The organism is Streptomyces hazeniae (genome assembly GCF_031845485.1).
Classification (GTDB): Bacteria; Actinomycetota; Actinomycetes; order Streptomycetales; family Streptomycetaceae; genus Streptomyces; species Streptomyces hazeniae.
The window spans coordinates 89,119-104,141 of record NZ_JAVREQ010000001.1 but is presented as its reverse complement, the minus strand read 5'-3'; the positions used below and the strand labels follow the sequence as shown (position 1 = coordinate 104,141).

The window sequence follows — 15,023 nt, the reverse complement described above, 5'->3', positions numbered from 1 at the left end:
CGGCCGGCCCCCCGCACGGCGGCCGGGAGAAGTACCCGCCCCACCGGGACCTCCCCCCACGTCGCCGCCCTGTCGCACAGAACCACCAGGGAGACCGAACGTGACCGAGTCCCAGCCCGACCCGGACCGCGAGAAAGAGCGGTTCCACAACGGGGACACCCTCCCCGGCGGCATCCCCGCCATCCGCCTCCCCACCGTCCCCACGCACGCGCGGCCCGCCCCGCCGGAGACGACGACGCGGCCAGGCGTACGGCGCGGAGCGCTCTTCCTGGCCGCCGCCGCGGGCGCAGTCGTCGCCGGAGTCATCGCCGCCGCGGTCACCAACGCCGGCGATGCTCCGACCCCGGCCGCCGGTCAGCAGCCGGCCGAGGCGTCCGCGTCGGCGTCCTCCAGCGCAGAGCCGGCGACCACGCTGGAGCCCACCGAGGAGCCGACGCCACACCCGCCCAGCCCGACGGCCCCGGCATCGACCGAGCCGCCCGCTGCGCTGGCCCCGGCGGAGCCGGTCGTGGTGAACCTCGTCAGCTCTCCCTCCACCGGAGGCGATATCGGCTCCACGTACTGCATTGCCTGGACCGGCTCCTCCAGCAGCATCGGCCGGGACGCCGTGCTGCTCCTCGAAGCGCCCGGCTACCAGTGCAGCGCCTTCCTCGTCACCGCCACCGACGGGCAAGTAACCGGGCCGTACGGCGTGATGTCCGAACAGGAGATCACCGACTGCCAGGCGCCCGGCACCTACCCCGCCATCCTCCACAACGCGTGGGACACCACGTTCTACACCTGCCTCCTGGACCACACCGGCGCCTGACCGCCACGACACGAGGGACACCAACACATGGAACACACCCCGACCGGTCGGTCCCGGCGCCTCGCGATCACCACCGCCGCGACCGCCGTTGGCCTGCTCCTCCTCGGCGCAGGCCTCATCTGGGAACACAACCGCGACGCCTCCGAAGCCGCCGCCGTCTGCGGGAGCCTGGAGGACACCGTGGACAGCTTGTTCTCCGAACTCGACGGGCTGGAAGTCGGCAACCCGCAGCACGACCAGCGCCGCCAAGAAATCATGGTCGTGACCGCCGCCATCGTCGTCCGTCACCCCTCCTGCTTCCACCCCGAATTCGTCGCGACCTCCCGCGACACCCTCACCGACGAGAAGTACGTCAAGGACGCCTGCTCAACCATGGGCGCCGCCGACCGCCTCGCCGCCGAGTGCTGACCCACACTCCCGGCGCCCAACCCCTCGAGGAGGAACACGACATGGACGAGACACCACCACGAAGAACCAGAACCGCGCTGCGCGCCGCCATCCTCATAGCCGGGGCGCTCCTCGTCGCCGCCGCCTTCTACGCCGGCCGCACCACCGCCCCCGAACCGGCGTCCGACCCCGGGGCCGCCGCATGCGATGACGCACACGCCACCCTGGAAGACCTCGAGGCCCAGCTCACCGACGGGGACAGCGCCACCTACGACGAGGAGCAGGCGAACCGGCAGCTGGCACTGACAGCAGCCACGGTCGTCGTCCAGAACCCCGACTGCTTCGACGCCGCCGCCCGTGCCGACGCACGACGCGCCCTGGACGCCGCCCGCGAGGAGGCCGACGACCAGGACGCCGCCCGCCTCCGCGAAGACCTACTCGCCTGCGCCTCGGCCGAGACCGAAGCGCAGCGCGCCCTCTTCTGCTGACCCCGCATACCGAGAGGCCTCGCACACCTCGTGTGCGGGGCCTCCCTCGCGCGCCGGCCGCTGTAGCTTCCGGCGCCGGACTGCGTTGGACCAGGTGGGAGGAGGGCGCACGCCGCGCCGCGGCACGCCCCTCACCCCGGACGCGCAACACCTCGTCGCACCACACAGCGACGGGGCGCGCCGGTCCCGCCAGACCATGAGGCGCGCCCCGATGGGTGTGTGTGATCACCGTAACGCCCTCGCGCCAGGGAGAAGCGATGCCCCACACCCCACCCCCAGCCGGCCGCGTCGCCACCACCGCCGGCCGCCTCCAACTCGTCCTGCGCCACTGGCCGGACCTCCACGCCCTCCGCACGACCGCGCCGCACGACGCGTGGCCTCCGCCCTCCCTCAACCCCTACATGCGCACCGCCGAGGAGTACGACCCCACCGACCGCTCCGCCCCCGTCCGCCTCCACGTCGTGGACACCATCACCGAGGTGGAGCGCGTCCTCGTGGACGCCGCGGACCGTACCGCGGACAGCGTCCAGCGGCCGGTCGCCCACCGCGTCCGCGCCGCCGGGCCCGGCGACTCCATCGGACTCCAGCTCGCCACCGCCACCCTCCCGCTCACCGAGGCCGACCGCCTCGACGCGCGCCGCTGGCGCTTCACCGGCGACGCGCCGACGGGGGAGAAGGCCGCCGCCTGGCTCCTGGACCGCCTCGACGGCAAGCCCGGCCCCTTCCTCCCCCTCGCCGCCCTGCACGTCGACCGCATCGCCACCGCCGCGGCCCAGGCCGCCGAGCGCGTGGAACACGCCCTCGGCCTCACGCGCCGCGCGGTGCCGCTGGCGCAGGACTGCGCGTGCGGCGGCACGCTGGAACTCCACGGCGGCGACGGCCGCCCGCCGGCGGTCGTGTGCTCCTCGTGCAGCCGGAAGGCCGGCGGCATGCCGGGCCGGGTCGCGTGAGACACGAACAGGGCCCCGCCGCGCAGCAGCGCGGCGGGGCCCTGTGCCCAGTGGGCCGGTGGTCAGCCGTGGAGGTCGGTGCGCGCGCCCCGTCCAGGGCGCTGCCAGTTGAGGATCGTCTCCGGGCGCCAGGCCGGGGTGCGGCCGAACATGCGGTCCGGCTCAGGAAGGTCGCCACGCGTGCGGTAGACCCGCACCGTCTCCACCTTCACCCCCAGGTGCTCCGCGATGTCCGCGGTCATCCAGTAGTCGGTGTTCGGGTCGGCAGCCATGGTGTGCGTCCTCGCTGCTATGGGCTCTACAAGGTGCGACGGCATCGTGTCACACCTCCTCTCGAAAACCTAGCCGTGTTGACATTGACAAGGTTAGCAGGCGACGCTAACTTTGTATATGTCAACGCAACAACGATGAGGGAGTCACACCATGAACACCACCGCCGCCGACCTCCAGCTCATCGCCGACAACCGCTTCCGCCACGAAGCCGGGGTTCGTGCCGACCTTGCCGCTGCGCTCACCGACCCCGACCGGCCGGCCACCTACTACGACGCGGCCTCCCTCCTCAAGGCCACCGCCGATGCCCAGCCGTGGCACAACCTCGTCCGCCTGGCCAAGAGCAAGGGCATGGACTACGCCGTCACCGCCCTCCGCGAGCACTACACCCGCAACCTCCTCGAGCGCGACGAGACCCGCAGCACCAGCGCCTTCGCCAACGAGGCCGACCGCCTCGACCGCGAAGCACAGCGCCGCTTCCTCGCAGACACCGAATTCTTCGCCCCCGAGGAGCAGCCGGAGCAGAAGGCGACGGCCGAAGAGGTCGAGCCGACCGTCCCCGCCGAGCAGCCGACCGAGAAGACGGACACCCCGCGCCCCACCCCCGCCCAGATCAAGGCCCTCGACACCATCGCCAATGCCAGCGCCACCGTCCGGCAGACCCGGCCCGGCTCCCCAATGGCCATCACCACCTCTCCCGGCCGCGCCAAGATCCGCTGGGACGTCATGCAGCGCCTCCAGGAACTCGGCTGGGCCCACCGCGACAACAGCACCAGCCTCTACCGCGGCCAGCGAATGCTGATCACCCCGGCCGGACGCACCGCCCTCAACAACGCCTGACCGGACGACCGGGGGCGGTCCCACGGCCGCCCCGCCCCACCCACTGGAGAGGAACCAGCCGTGGCCGCCCTGCCCCGCGCCATCCCCGCCCACGCCCTCACCGCCCTGACCGACACCCTCGCCGCCCACGGCGCCCACCTCGGCCCCCGCAAGGCCGGCACCCGCCTCACCCACACCGTCCAGCACGACGGCACCACCTGGGAGCTCACCTACCTCGGCCCCCTCGGCGGCGACCCCGCCTGGCGCCTCGCCGGCCCCGGCTGCCAGCACGGCCTCCTCACCGACGCCCACGAAGCCGCCGACCACATCACCCGCAACACCGCGACGAAGGAGCCACGACCGTGACCACCACCGTCCCCGTCATCGGAGCAGTCGTCACCTACCACGGCAGCCTCACCGCAGAGCACGGCCGCACCTTCCTCCTCCAGCCCAGCAACACCGAAGACCCCGTCTACCACCTCGTCGCCCTCGAAGACGGCGAAGACCTCGACGGCGTACGCCCCACCTCCTTCACCGACGACGGCGGACAGTGGTGGCCCGAGGATGCCGTGCACTTCCTCATCTCCGGCTACGCCTACAAGGCCCACCACACCGAGCCCACCCACTCCGCCACCGCACGGTTCGTCCACTACCACACCGCCCTCGGAGGCGGAGGCCTCCGCCGGACCTGGTGCCGCTTCGACCACGCCACCGACGAGATCCGCACCCTCGACGCCCGCCACCTCCCCTAAGCCTCCGCTCCGCCCCCGCACCCCCACCCCCACGCACGAGACGACCGCGCACACCCATGCCCAACCTCGCCAATGTCACATAGGCAACGTCAGGCGTGGGTGCGCCGGAGAGGACACCGAGCCATGACCACGACCCTCACCGCCCCCGCAGGCACCAAGCTGCGCCGCCTCCTCGCCGCTGCGGCCCGCCGCATCGACACCGCCGCCGGTATCCCGCCCCGCCGTGCCCTGACCGCCGCCCTCACCATCGCCTCCCGCCAAGTCCACCCCCACATGCCCCCGGCCGAGGAGCACCAGCTCCACACCGAGGCCCTGAACACCGTTGGAGAAGACGTGAGCACCAAACAGCTCCCGGCCCGCCTCACCGCGCTGGCCACCGCCGAGGTCCCTCCGCTCCCGACCGCCCCGGCCGGCTGCGGCTACGACTGGGCCGCGCGCCTGACCGGCGGCTGGGCCCCCCTCTACGACGACGCCGACGGCAACCCCCTCGGCGACGGCGCCGATCTGCTGCTCGCCACCTACGACGACGAGGCCGCAGGCCTGTTCGCCCTGGCCGTCCACGACTTCGGCGCCAACGAGGTCACCACCTACACCAGCCGCGACGCCCGCGCCACCGTCGCCGCCGCCCACCGCCTCTGACCCCCCGACCGGGGCGCCCCAGCGCACGGGGCGCCCCGGCCCCGCTCTACGCGAGAGGACCAACCCGCCATGGCCCACGCCGCCCGCCAGCGCATCGGCAACCGCTCCCACCAGTGCGACGCCACCGCCACCCACACCATCGACGGCACCCGCGCCTACGCCCTCCTCGACGGCATCGGCTCCAGCAGCGAGGTACAGGAGTGGACCCGCGCCACCGCCCGCCGCCTCGCCACCGCAGCAGCCGCCTGCGGCTCCGCCGAAACCGGCCTCCGCGCCCTCCACGCCTGGGCCGCCGCCGAGGAAGGCCGCAGCGACCCATGGTCCGACCTCCCCACCGCCTGCGCCGTCGTCGCCGTCCACACCCCTCGCCGCCCCCTCACCGTCGCCTGGTGCGGCGACGCCCGCGCCTACCACCTCCCCGCCGGAGGCGACACCGCCCGCCTCCTCACCCGCGACCACAACATGCGCCAAGTGATGCTCGACAACGGCTACCCGCCCGCGCGCATCCGGCCCGGCCGCCGCAACATCGTCGTGTCCTACCTCGGCCACACCGACGGCGAACCCCTCATCGGCAACGACATCACCGAACCGGAAGGCCGGCTCCTCCTCGCCAGCGACGGCGCGTACGAGCCCCTGGCCGACGGCTGCGTCCCCCTGGAACCCCTCCTCGCCGCCGGCGACCCCGCCACCGCCGCCCGCGCGTTGGTGACCACCGCCATCGACAACGCCCCCGCGAAGCGGGCCGACAACGCCACCGCCCTCGTCGCCGACCTCACCTGACCACCGGCCGGGCGCGCCCCTCGGCGCGCCCGGCCCCGCGCCGACACCGAACAGGAGTCACCAGCATGGAAACCCAGCCCGAGGTCCGAGTCCCCGCCCAGTACCTCACCCCCGGCATGCGCCTGAACGTCTGCGGCGAGCCCCGCACCGTCCGCACCGTCACCACCTGGACCAACAGCCCCTACCCCGCGACCTGGTGGACGCGCGTGATGACCGACGGCCCCCGCCCCCACAGCGTCCGCATCCTCACCAGCGCCCCGGACTACCGCGAGCCCGTCTACCGCTCCGCCCCGACGAACACCGTGTTTCTCCCCGGCCGGGCTCTGGATGCCGCGTGGGACGCGGTCCAGCCGGACCGGCGCACCGGAGAGTTCACCCACCTCACGCTGGCCGCCGACCTCGACGGCGCCGGCTACACCCTTTCCGCCGCCTACCTCCACCGCGCCGACGGCGCCGGCCTGTTCGTGGACCTGGACCGCCCGGCCGCCACGACCGGCCCGTGGCGCGAGCAGGAGGAGGCCCGCCACGAGGCGGCGCAGCGCCTCGCCGCAGCCATCGCGGAAGTGCCCAACACCTTCTGCGGCACACCACTTCGCCTCCCGCTGCGCCGCCCGATCGCGTAGCCGACCCGGTCTACGACGCGCCACGACACGTAACCCCCCTGACATTGACAAAGTAGGGAACCTCTCGCTAACTTTGTAAATGTCAACGTGACAACGTGAGACGAGGGAGCAGGGACATGAACCGCATCATCCGCATCCGGAACACCGAGGACGCCGTGGCCACCATCGCGGCCTACGTCACCAAGACGCTCGCCGGCATCGCCCCCGGCCACGACCTCGAAACCGTCGGACAGCAGATGACCACCGACCGCGCCCTCACCACCATCCGCACCGCCTACGAGCACCGCACCACCGCCAAGGGCGACACCCCCAAGGACGCGGTCACCGCGGTCGGCGTCCGCCTCATCCACGCCTACCGCGCCCAGCACGGCCTCTGACCACCCCTCGCCGCCCCTCACACGAGGGGCGGCCCCCCGAGCAGGAAGGCACCCGCCATGAGCAGCACCCTCGCCCAGGTCTTCGCCACCATCGACCGCTCCTACGAGCCCGGCAGCGTCCAGCGCCTCGTGTTCACCAACAACGGCGGCCGCTCCCGCCTGGACCCCATGCCCGTCCACGGCACCAAGATCCGGCTGGCTCCCACCATCAACCGCCGTATCGAAGCCGACCTCATCGAGGACGCCCACGCCCACGCCAAGGCCACCTACGGCGCCCGCCGCAACTGGCCCGTGCGCCTCGTCCTCGACCGCCCCGAGGCGTAACCCGCCCAGACCGCCAGCACGGGCCCGGCCCCTCGTCGGCCGGGCCCGCCCCGACACCCCCTGAAGGAGAACCACCCATGGCCCACGTCACCATCACCCACACCCGCGCCAACGGCACACTCCTCACCGGCTCCCACAAGGGCGACGGCGTGTTCGACATCGTCCGCGCCTACAACTTCCGCTACTTCCGTTCGCTCGGGAAGCTCGGCCTGCCCCGCTCCCGCGACAACGCCGCTCAGCGCTGGCGCATCAACGCCGCCGCGGACGCCCTCCGCGCAGCAGGCCACGAGGTGACCATCACCATCAACGAGGATGACCGGCGCACCTTCGCGGAGGCCGAGGCCGACCGCGAGGAGCGCGCCGAGGCACGCGCCGGCCGGTACGGCGACCGCGCCGACCGCGCCTCCACCTCCGCCGACGCGCGACGGGCCGCAGCCAAGCGGATCTCCGACAGCATCCCGTTCGGACAGCCGATCCTCATCGGCCACCACTCCGAAGGCCGCGCCCGCCGCGACAACGAGCGCATCGACACCAACATGCGGAAGGCCATCGCCGAGACCGAGCGCTCCGGCTACTGGCAGAACCGCTCGCTCGCAGCCGAGAACTACAAGCGGTACCGCAATAACCCGGCCCGCACGCTGCGCCGCATCGCCAAGCTCGAAGCCGAGCTGCGCCGCATCGAGAAGTGGAAGGCCGGCAAGTCCGCCGGCGGCTTCACCCGCTCCACAACCCCCGAGGGCCTGGCCGAGCTGAGCCGGGAGGAACTGGAGATCACCGAGGAGCTGGAGCACTGGCGCGAGGTCATCGCCAAGGCCGAGGCCGACGGCTTCAAGGTCTGGGGCAAAGACGACTTCACCAAGGGCGACTACGTGCGCATCCGCGGCCACTGGTACGAGGTGCTGCGCGTCAACGCCAAGTCCCTCACCGTGCCCGGCGGACCGCAGATCACCAAGGTGATCAACCGGGAGAACCGCGAGTTCTCGTGGGACGACCGCGCGCCGTACGACGAGGTCACCGCCCGCAAGAGCGCGGAGGAGATGGCCCAGCTCCTCGCCGCCGCCGAGCAGCAGGCCGCCGAGTAGCACCCCGCTGGCCGGTCCGGGCCCCTCCCCGCGAGGGGCCCGGACCGGCACCCCGCCCGCAACAGCCCGCCACGCCCTCCGAGGAGCAGCCCCGTGACCACCAGCACCCCGCACCGCGAGACCACGCTCACCGTGTTCGGCGCCACCCGCACCGTCTGCACCGAACACCGACTCGCCTGGCGCCGCAGGAGCCTCCGTCATAGAGCGGGCCAACGCAAGCCGAGAGTAAGTCGCACAGTGCCACCGCCACCCCGGATGGCCTAGTCCCACGCGACAGAAGCTCTGTCTCGCGGTCCCCTTTATGGCAGTAGCCACTCGGGAGGGTGAGCACATGAGCGCTGAAGAACTTCGGAACGCAGCAACCGCACAACATTGGGCCACCGAGGGCTTTCGGGCGCTGAGTCTCGACTCGATGTGGACACAGATCCTCGGCAGGCGTTACCTCGACCCTCCTGAGGCGAGCGAGGCAGCGAATATCGGCGAGTCCTTGAACGACGCGTGGCTGAGGCTCACCGCAGGGGACACGCTCGGTCGGCAATATCGATACGTGACCGTCCATGGGGACAGGCGAGGAGAGCCAGTGAGTCAGTTCGACAAGGCGCTCCGAGATTTCGGCGGCCCCTTCCGCCTCGCTCATGCTGCATTCGGGCAACTTGAGGAGCGCCGGGAAGTCGAGGCCGGCCGGCTCGCCGAAAAGGTCGAGACGCTGCGGCAAGGCGAGTGGACCCCGGGCGACCTGTCGCCGACCGCCCGGTGTGCGCTACTCGCTGCAGTGACGCTCACCGTCTACGCCCTCGGCGATCTGACCCTTTCGGGGGGCTTGCTCAGCGTCTTCGTCTCGGGCGGGTGTGCGAAGTTGCTCATCGGTGACCCTCATGGTGACGAGTGACCTTCTGGCCTAGCCTCGGCGCACGCGAACCCCTGGCGAATGAGGCTGCGAGCGTACCGCTCGTTAGATTGCCGGAGACGCGCACTCTTTGGCAGATCCGGCACCTCCACCCGCGCCGCCGGTAGCCCCAGTGGGGGAGCGGCGATAGACCGCATGCCCCCGGCTCTGCTCCAATAGCCGATGCGCGGATGTTGTGCGCCCGAAACACAGTCCGGCAACCCCCATCGAGGCCTCGCCCACCACCCGGGCGGGGCCTCGACGCATACCCACCACCACGGCCCGCGGTAGAGCAGCCCGGTCAGCTCGCCTGCTTCATGTGCAGGAGGTCGCCGGTTCAAATCCGGCCCGCGGCACTGGCCACCCCCTCCCTCAACCACCCTTTAACCCCTTGCCGGAGGCGTGGGACGAGGGCAGGGGGCGGCCGTCGGCCACGTCCCGAGGGGCGGGACGTGGAGCGGTGCGGTGGAAAGGCTGCCCGGCCAGTGCGAGGCCGGGCAGCCGATCTTCCCTAGCCTGAGGCTGCGGGTAGATGTGGACGGGCGACGGGCCAAGCGGCAACCTGGTCTCGTAGCAACCCGACATCCCGGAGACCGCATGGGCGCACCCCCAAAGCTGACCGCACGCCAGGCATTCGATCACAACCTGGAAGACGCGGAAATGCTCGTGGACCTGGCCAAGACACTCGTCAACAATCGCCAGCGCAGGATGAGGCGGGAGAAGCGAGAGCGGCTCGGTGAGGCGCTCTCGCTGCCGCAGAAGGAATGGACTGAACTTGAGTGCCTGGAGAATGATCGTGTCTTCGTGACCTTCAAACCAGGGCATGCATCGCTGCGAGACAAGCTGAGCGAACAGAACCTTCGGCCGCTCCTGCGGCAAGCTCTCGTTGCTGCCTGTGCGGCCATAGAGACATTCTGTGCGGACCGGGTCATGGAACGCTATGCGGCGGCCATTAAAGAGGTCCCTCCGCCGGGCGGACTGCTTGAACTCTCCATGACCGTTGGTGACTACCTCACCATCGAAGAGAAGTACCAGAAGAAGGGCTGGGGGTTGCGGCAGGTCATTGAGCTGGAAGTCCGACAGCGAGCCAGTCCGGCACCTGCTCAGATCGGACAACTCTTCAGACTGGTCGGGGAGAAGAAGCTAATGACCAGGGTGGATAGGAGGCGCAAGGTCACCGTCGGTGAGTCCACCGCAGAGTTGGATCGAATCGTGGCCCGCCGAAACCAGATCGCCCATACTGGGGATCGCAGCGGCCGAGGACGCGCGACGATCACGGTTAAGGAAGTCGAAGAGGACTTGGCGACGATCGTGTCGGTTATCGATGCCCTTGACCACGAGACCCACAGTCCCTGAACGCCCTCCGCGAACGCGGCCGTTGACTCGTCCATGCGACGAAGTCGACGGCCGTATTCCGTGTGGCTGGTCGTAGGCTCCGACAGCCGACTTCTCCTGACACCCGTCCGGGCCAAGAAACTTGTCGCAAACACCTCCGCGACGAAGCGTCGTCCACGCCTTCGGTTGGCATTCTCAGGTCCCCGGACGACTCGGTGGCTGTCCTTGGCCGACCCCTTGGCATTCCCGCGAACACATCTCGCACTTCCGGCGCCGTCAGGCCGGCCGCACCTTCCGCGAGTGGCAGGCCGAACTCGACGCCCGCCGCGCCGCCCGCACCCGCCGCCACCAGCCCGAGGGGACGCACTCATGACCACCCCGGCCGAGTACCTGCGCACCGCCGACGTGCCCCTCGGGGACCTCACCCCGTTCCCCGGCAACGCCAAGGTCGGTGACGTGGACGCCATCCGCGCGAGCCTGCGCCGGAACGGCCAGTACCGGGCCCTCGTCGTCCGCGAGGTCGAGGACGGCCAGCTGATCGTGCTAGCCGGCAACCACACGCTCACCGCCCTCACCGCCGAGCAGCAGACCAGCGCGCGATGCGAGATCGTCCGCTGCGACGAGCACACCGCGCGGCGCATCAACTTGGCCGACAACCGCACCGCGGACCTCGGCAGGTACGACTCCGACGCCCTCGCGGAACTTCTGACCGGGCTGGACGGCGACCTGGACGGCGTGGGCTACACAGACGCCGACCTGGACGCCCTCCTCGCCCCCGGCGAAGCCTTCGCCGCCCTGCCCCTCGACCACCCCGCGCCGGCCAACACCGGCCCCCGAGGCGGCCACGACGGGGAGGACGGCGACGAGGACGAGGGGGACGTGGTGGAGCTCCCCGCCCTGCCCGCCACCGAAGCCCATTACGCGGAGACCGACGAGGAACAAGCCGAACGGGCCCAGGCCAGCGCCCACCACACCACCCACACCGCCCGCGGCGTGGTGGAGATGATCCTCGTCTACCCCCTCGAGGACCGCGAGGAAGCCGCCCGCATCATCGCTTCCACCCGCGAGGTGTTCGGCCCGGAGGCCCGGGCCTCGGAGATCGTGCTCCGCGCCCTGCGCGCCCTGGCCGCGCTGCTCGACTCCCGGCACGCGCCTGAGGAGCCCGTGACCGTGGCTGCGCTGTTGAAGGCCGCCGGTATCGAGGAGGCCACCGAATGACCGGCGGGTGGGCGCTGTGGGACGACTACACCCGCTTCCACCAAGCCGCCGTCGACTCCCGCGATATCGACCCCGTGTACCCCGTCCTCGCCCACCTCGCCGCCACCGAGGGCTGGGACGAGGAGGCCACCACCCGCGCGATCCTGCTGCACGTCGCCTACTACGACTTCGGGTCCGCGCTCACCGCCGCACACCTCCACCTCAACGACGAGGTGCCATTCAGCCGGCTGCCGACCGCTCTGCCGTGCGCCACCGAACGCCGCAGCCACCGCCAGCCCGCCAAGCTCGCCGCCCACCTCACCGCGCTAGACCTCGAACTCCGCACGCACGGCACCGCCCGCGGCTGGCTCGGCCAGGCCCTCCACGGACACAGCCGCCGCGCCGACTTCGAACACCTCGCACGTCACGCGGCCCGCGTCCACGGAAACGGCCGGTGGGCCGCCTACAAGACGGCAGAGATGCTGTGGAAAGTCGCCGGCTGGCCCGTCACCGCCGCGACCCTCGCCATGGACAGCGCGACCGGCCCCCGCCAGGGCCTCGCGCTCCTCGCCGGCCGCCGACCGCTCACCGAGGCCACCGCACAGGAACTCTGCGCCGACCTCGCCTCCGCCCGCCTCCCGGCCGGGCCGGAAGAAGTCGAGACCACGCTGTGCGACTTCCACGCCCTCCACTCCGGCGCCTACTACGTCGGCCACGACATCGACCAGATGCAGGCCCAACTGTCCCGCGCCCACACCACGCCGCTCACCCCGGCCGCCTGGCAGGCCCGCGCCGCAACCCTCCCGCACCCCTACCTCGGGGAGCTGAACGGCTGGACAGGGGTGGACCGGCGCCGGAAACGCGCCTACGCCGACACCGGCCGCATCCTCACCCGGAGCCACCATGACCACCCACACGAGGGCCGGTAGGCCGCGGCTGCTCTACCTCATCGGCCCACCGGCCGCGGGCAAGTCCGCCCTCGCCGCTGCCCTCCGCCACGGCCACGACCTCGCCGCCCGGGACCAGCCCGTGCCGCACCTGCTCCTGATCGACCCCGCCACGGGCCAGCCAGCCGGAATCGAACTCGGCCGCATCCGCGACAGGTTCTCCGGCACCGACGCCCTCCCCATGAACGTCCACCTCCGCGCGTGCGACTGGATCGAGAACGGGCCGGTGTGGCCGTTCGTCCTCGCCGAAGGCGCCCGCCTCGCCACCCGCGGCTTCCTCACCGCCGCACACGCCCGCTACAGCGTGCACCTCGCCCACCTCCACGCCGACCCGGCCCTCCTGGACCAGCGGTGCGCCGAGCGCGGCTCCCGACAGGACGACCGGTGGCGACGAGGAGCCGCGACCCGCGCCCGCAACCTCGCCGCCTGGGCCGAGACCCAGCCGTGGATCACCCTCCACCACCTCGACGCCGCCGCCCCGACCGCCGACCACACGGCCGCGCTGCGCCTCCACATCACGAAAGAGGAAGCCCCCGCATGACCCGGACGCCGGTGCACCTCGAGGGAATGGGCTGGCTCGGCTCGGCCCTGGCCTACACCCTCCACCGCCAGGGCACCCCGTTCACCTGGCACGACACCGGCCGCACCATCAACGCCTGGAGCGCGTCGACCGGCGCCGTCTACCCCGCCGGCGACGAACGCTCACAGGCCGGCCTCACCGCCTGGCAGCACTGGCACCACACCCGGCTGCTCCCCGCCGGGACGACCGCCGAGTGCGCCTACATCTACCGGCAGAAGAGTCCTCCACACTCCGGCCCGTACACCGGCCGCCCCCTCCCCGGCGGCCTCCACATCGCGCCCGTCTCCGCCTACACCGCCGACGTGCCCGCCATCGTCCACGCCGCCCGCGAACAGTTCGCCCACTGCCGCCTCGACGCCCCGCCGGCCAGGGCGCCCGTCGTGGTGGCGCACGGCTTCAACCACCGCCGCACCACCCACATGTGGGGCTGGTCCGCGCCCGTCCGCCTCCACCTCCCCACCGCCTGGGAGGAGGCCGCCGCCGGACGCCGCATCATCCTCTACGGCCGCGAACACCGCTTCCACATCGTGTACGCCTACCCCATCCCCACCCGTCCCGGCTGGTGGTGGGCAGGCTCCGCCCTCGTCCACCAGACCACCCCCCGCCAAGTCGCCACCGCCGGCTACCTGGAGCGCTGGACCCAGGCCGCCCCCAAGCTCTACCCCGGCATCAAGGTTCTGGAGGTCGAGCCGCCAGTCCACGGCTGGCGACCCCGCCCCGCGGCCGGCGACCCCCAACACCTCCAGACCAGCCCGCGCCGCGCCGTGATGCCGCCGCTGTGGCACTCCGGCGTGCGCTGGGCACCGCCCCTCATCCACCAGGCCGCCCAGTGGGCCAAGGACCGCACACCGTAGGACCCGCCGTGATCGAGACGAGACTCCGCACCCGCATTGCAGACCCCGCCATGGACTCCCTCGTCGGGAAAGTCCTCGGCCACCGCGACTACGACCTCCTCCTCACCGGCGCCGCCCGCGTGCTCATGCCCGACGGCAGGCCACTGTGCGTCTACCTCCCCGGCGCCCTCGCCCAGTTCACCCGCGATGAGGAGTACTACCGGGTGCTGTCCTCGATCCGGCTCACCACCCGCAACCGCGGCATCGCCTCCGGCACCCGTCGCCTCCCCGCCGGCCCAGAAGGGGCGCAGGGCTCCCGCACCAACTCCAAAGAGATCATCTCGTCCGTGATCGGCGCCCTCGATCCGACGGGGCAGCAGCGGTACTGCCGGCTCACCGCCTGGACCGGCAAGCACCTCCCGCAGTGGCAGACCCTCCACCCCATGCTCCGCGCCATCGCGCACAGCCTGGAGCGCCACGTGCCGGACTTGTACGCCAACCAGAAGACTGCCGCGGACCGCACCCCGCCGGAGTGGATCATCCCCGGCACCCCGTTCACCACGGTGACGGTCAACTCCACCTACCCGACAGGGGTACACACCGACAAAGGCGACCTCGAAGAGGGCTTCTCCACGATCGCCTGCCTCCGCCGCGGCACCTACACCGGCGGGCAACTCGTCTTCCCCCAGTACCGCGTCGCCGTGGACATGCGAGACGGCGACCTCATCCTCATGGACGCCCACCAGTGGCACGGCAACGTCGCGATCACCTGCGGCTGCGGCCACCGGCTGGACAAGCCGTGCCCCGGCTGCGACGCCGAGCGGATCAGCCTCGTCTCCTACTACCGCACCCGCATGCAGCACTGCGGCACCGCCGACGAGGAGTACGCCAAGGCCGCCGCCGCGGCCGAGAAACGCTCCGGCCTCTAACCCCCGCCCCGCTCGCA

General features: G+C 71.7%; 21 protein-coding genes, 1 tRNA gene and 1 pseudogene. 22 read left to right on the top strand and 1 reads right to left on the bottom strand.

The window, feature by feature from the left end; all coding sequences use genetic code 11:
* Nucleotides 1-100 precede the first annotated feature (100 nt).
* The 4 genes from RM572_RS00565 to RM572_RS00550 all read left to right on the top strand — a co-directional run bounded on the left by RM572_RS00565 (nucleotide 101) and on the right by RM572_RS00550 (nucleotide 2,633).
* Entirely contained in the window at nucleotides 101-808 is a 708-nt protein-coding gene (locus tag RM572_RS00565) for a hypothetical protein (protein WP_311671273.1), read from the top strand.
* A gap of 27 nt (nucleotides 809-835) precedes the next feature.
* Nucleotides 836-1,216, top strand: a complete 381-nt coding sequence (locus tag RM572_RS00560; RefSeq protein ID WP_311671272.1) for a hypothetical protein — start codon at nucleotides 836-838, stop codon at nucleotides 1,214-1,216.
* 41 nt (nucleotides 1,217-1,257) lie between these two features.
* Nucleotides 1,258-1,683: a hypothetical protein gene (locus RM572_RS00555; RefSeq protein ID WP_311671271.1), complete on the top strand. Its 426-nt coding sequence runs from the start codon at nucleotides 1,258-1,260 to the stop codon at nucleotides 1,681-1,683.
* Between the two features lie 257 nt (nucleotides 1,684-1,940).
* Nucleotides 1,941-2,633, top strand: coding sequence for a hypothetical protein (locus RM572_RS00550; RefSeq protein WP_311671270.1), 693 nt, complete (start codon nucleotides 1,941-1,943; stop codon nucleotides 2,631-2,633).
* A gap of 62 nt (nucleotides 2,634-2,695) precedes the next feature.
* Here RM572_RS00550 and RM572_RS00545 read toward each other — a convergent pair whose 3' ends face one another.
* The gene (locus RM572_RS00545) at nucleotides 2,696-2,905 is read right to left on the bottom strand and encodes a helix-turn-helix transcriptional regulator (RefSeq protein WP_311671269.1); all 210 of its coding nucleotides are present in this window, start codon (nucleotides 2,903-2,905) and stop codon (nucleotides 2,696-2,698) included.
* Between the two features lie 151 nt (nucleotides 2,906-3,056).
* Here RM572_RS00545 and RM572_RS00540 point away from each other — a divergent pair, with 151 nt between their 5' ends.
* The 18 genes and pseudogenes from RM572_RS00540 to RM572_RS00460 all read left to right on the top strand — a co-directional run bounded on the left by RM572_RS00540 (nucleotide 3,057) and on the right by RM572_RS00460 (nucleotide 15,006).
* Nucleotides 3,057-3,743 (top strand): hypothetical protein, encoded by a 687-nt coding sequence (locus RM572_RS00540; protein ID WP_311671268.1) that lies wholly within the window; start codon nucleotides 3,057-3,059, stop codon nucleotides 3,741-3,743.
* Nucleotides 3,744-3,803: 60 nt separating this feature from the next.
* Nucleotides 3,804-4,088: a hypothetical protein gene (locus tag RM572_RS00535; protein ID WP_311671267.1), complete on the top strand. Its 285-nt coding sequence runs from the start codon at nucleotides 3,804-3,806 to the stop codon at nucleotides 4,086-4,088.
* Nucleotides 4,085-4,474, top strand: coding sequence for a hypothetical protein (locus RM572_RS00530; protein ID WP_311671266.1), 390 nt, complete (start codon nucleotides 4,085-4,087; stop codon nucleotides 4,472-4,474). The genes RM572_RS00535 and RM572_RS00530 overlap by 4 nt, the downstream gene beginning before the upstream one ends.
* A 123-nt stretch (nucleotides 4,475-4,597) precedes the next feature.
* Complete coding sequence (locus tag RM572_RS00525) at nucleotides 4,598-5,113, top strand: hypothetical protein (RefSeq protein ID WP_311671265.1); 516 nt, start codon at nucleotides 4,598-4,600, stop codon at nucleotides 5,111-5,113.
* A gap of 69 nt (nucleotides 5,114-5,182) precedes the next feature.
* Nucleotides 5,183-5,893, top strand: a complete 711-nt coding sequence (locus tag RM572_RS00520) for a PP2C family protein-serine/threonine phosphatase (RefSeq protein WP_311671264.1) — start codon at nucleotides 5,183-5,185, stop codon at nucleotides 5,891-5,893.
* 65 nt (nucleotides 5,894-5,958) lie between these two features.
* Nucleotides 5,959-6,516: a hypothetical protein gene (locus RM572_RS00515; protein ID WP_311671263.1), complete on the top strand. Its 558-nt coding sequence runs from the start codon at nucleotides 5,959-5,961 to the stop codon at nucleotides 6,514-6,516.
* Between the two features lie 116 nt (nucleotides 6,517-6,632).
* The gene (locus RM572_RS00510; RefSeq protein WP_311671262.1) at nucleotides 6,633-6,893 is read left to right on the top strand and encodes a hypothetical protein; all 261 of its coding nucleotides are present in this window, start codon (nucleotides 6,633-6,635) and stop codon (nucleotides 6,891-6,893) included.
* 57 nt (nucleotides 6,894-6,950) lie between these two features.
* A complete protein-coding gene (locus RM572_RS00505; RefSeq protein WP_311671261.1) occupies nucleotides 6,951-7,217 on the top strand; it encodes a hypothetical protein in 267 nt (88 codons plus the stop codon).
* A 77-nt stretch (nucleotides 7,218-7,294) separates the two neighbouring features.
* Nucleotides 7,295-8,299, top strand: a complete 1,005-nt coding sequence (locus tag RM572_RS00500; RefSeq protein WP_311671260.1) for a DUF3560 domain-containing protein — start codon at nucleotides 7,295-7,297, stop codon at nucleotides 8,297-8,299.
* Nucleotides 8,300-8,630: 331 nt separating this feature from the next.
* Nucleotides 8,631-9,188 carry a hypothetical protein gene (locus RM572_RS00495; protein ID WP_311671259.1) on the top strand — a complete coding sequence of 186 codons (558 nt, stop codon included), beginning with the start codon at nucleotides 8,631-8,633 and terminating at the stop codon, nucleotides 9,186-9,188.
* A 277-nt stretch (nucleotides 9,189-9,465) separates the two neighbouring features.
* A tRNA-Met gene (locus RM572_RS00490) sits at nucleotides 9,466-9,541 on the top strand.
* A 241-nt stretch (nucleotides 9,542-9,782) separates the two neighbouring features.
* Complete coding sequence (locus RM572_RS00485) at nucleotides 9,783-10,541, top strand: HEPN domain-containing protein (protein WP_311671258.1); 759 nt, start codon at nucleotides 9,783-9,785, stop codon at nucleotides 10,539-10,541.
* Nucleotides 10,542-10,698: 157 nt separating this feature from the next.
* A pseudogene (locus RM572_RS29715) lies at nucleotides 10,699-10,893 on the top strand (GP88 family protein); the annotation flags it as partial.
* Nucleotides 10,890-11,738 carry a hypothetical protein gene (locus RM572_RS00480; RefSeq protein ID WP_311671257.1) on the top strand — a complete coding sequence of 283 codons (849 nt, stop codon included), beginning with the start codon at nucleotides 10,890-10,892 and terminating at the stop codon, nucleotides 11,736-11,738. The pseudogene RM572_RS29715 and the gene RM572_RS00480, both read left to right, overlap by 4 nt.
* Nucleotides 11,735-12,646: an ADDT family thymidine hypermodification transferase gene (locus RM572_RS00475; RefSeq protein ID WP_311671256.1), complete on the top strand. Its 912-nt coding sequence runs from the start codon at nucleotides 11,735-11,737 to the stop codon at nucleotides 12,644-12,646. Before RM572_RS00480 ends, RM572_RS00475 begins: the two co-directional genes overlap by 4 nt.
* On the top strand, nucleotides 12,621-13,205 hold the full coding sequence (locus tag RM572_RS00470) for a P-loop-containing protein (protein WP_311671255.1): 585 nt from the start codon (nucleotides 12,621-12,623) through the stop codon (nucleotides 13,203-13,205). The genes RM572_RS00475 and RM572_RS00470 overlap by 26 nt, the downstream gene beginning before the upstream one ends.
* The gene (locus tag RM572_RS00465) at nucleotides 13,202-14,098 is read left to right on the top strand and encodes a hypothetical protein (protein ID WP_311671254.1); all 897 of its coding nucleotides are present in this window, start codon (nucleotides 13,202-13,204) and stop codon (nucleotides 14,096-14,098) included. Before RM572_RS00470 ends, RM572_RS00465 begins: the two co-directional genes overlap by 4 nt.
* 8 nt (nucleotides 14,099-14,106) lie before the next feature.
* Entirely contained in the window at nucleotides 14,107-15,006 is a 900-nt protein-coding gene (locus RM572_RS00460) for a hypothetical protein (protein ID WP_311671253.1), read from the top strand.
* Nucleotides 15,007-15,023: the final 17 nt, after the last annotated feature.

Excerpts from the sequence above, each read along its gene's own strand:
- RM572_RS00475 (WP_311671256.1), top strand. The coding sequence starts at position 11,735 with ATGACCGGCGGGTGGGCGCTGTGGGACGACTACACCCGCTTCCACCAA.
- RM572_RS00500 (WP_311671260.1), top strand. The coding sequence starts at position 7,295 with ATGGCCCACGTCACCATCACCCACACCCGCGCCAACGGCACACTCCTC.
- RM572_RS00540 (WP_311671268.1), top strand. The coding sequence starts at position 3,057 with ATGAACACCACCGCCGCCGACCTCCAGCTCATCGCCGACAACCGCTTC.
- RM572_RS00470 (WP_311671255.1), top strand. The coding sequence starts at position 12,621 with ATGACCACCCACACGAGGGCCGGTAGGCCGCGGCTGCTCTACCTCATC.
- RM572_RS00480 (WP_311671257.1), top strand. The coding sequence starts at position 10,890 with ATGACCACCCCGGCCGAGTACCTGCGCACCGCCGACGTGCCCCTCGGG.
- RM572_RS00555 (WP_311671271.1), top strand. The coding sequence starts at position 1,258 with ATGGACGAGACACCACCACGAAGAACCAGAACCGCGCTGCGCGCCGCC.
- RM572_RS00545 (WP_311671269.1), bottom strand. The coding sequence starts at position 2,905 with ATGGCTGCCGACCCGAACACCGACTACTGGATGACCGCGGACATCGCG.
- RM572_RS00495 (WP_311671259.1), top strand. The coding sequence starts at position 8,631 with ATGAGCGCTGAAGAACTTCGGAACGCAGCAACCGCACAACATTGGGCC.
- RM572_RS00560 (WP_311671272.1), top strand. The coding sequence starts at position 836 with ATGGAACACACCCCGACCGGTCGGTCCCGGCGCCTCGCGATCACCACC.
- RM572_RS00525 (WP_311671265.1), top strand. The coding sequence starts at position 4,598 with ATGACCACGACCCTCACCGCCCCCGCAGGCACCAAGCTGCGCCGCCTC.
- RM572_RS00510 (WP_311671262.1), top strand. The coding sequence starts at position 6,633 with ATGAACCGCATCATCCGCATCCGGAACACCGAGGACGCCGTGGCCACC.
- RM572_RS00515 (WP_311671263.1), top strand. The coding sequence starts at position 5,959 with ATGGAAACCCAGCCCGAGGTCCGAGTCCCCGCCCAGTACCTCACCCCC.
- RM572_RS00520 (WP_311671264.1), top strand. The coding sequence starts at position 5,183 with ATGGCCCACGCCGCCCGCCAGCGCATCGGCAACCGCTCCCACCAGTGC.
- RM572_RS00485 (WP_311671258.1), top strand. The coding sequence starts at position 9,783 with ATGGGCGCACCCCCAAAGCTGACCGCACGCCAGGCATTCGATCACAAC.
- RM572_RS00465 (WP_311671254.1), top strand. The coding sequence starts at position 13,202 with ATGACCCGGACGCCGGTGCACCTCGAGGGAATGGGCTGGCTCGGCTCG.
- RM572_RS00505 (WP_311671261.1), top strand. The coding sequence starts at position 6,951 with ATGAGCAGCACCCTCGCCCAGGTCTTCGCCACCATCGACCGCTCCTAC.
- RM572_RS00550 (WP_311671270.1), top strand. The coding sequence starts at position 1,941 with ATGCCCCACACCCCACCCCCAGCCGGCCGCGTCGCCACCACCGCCGGC.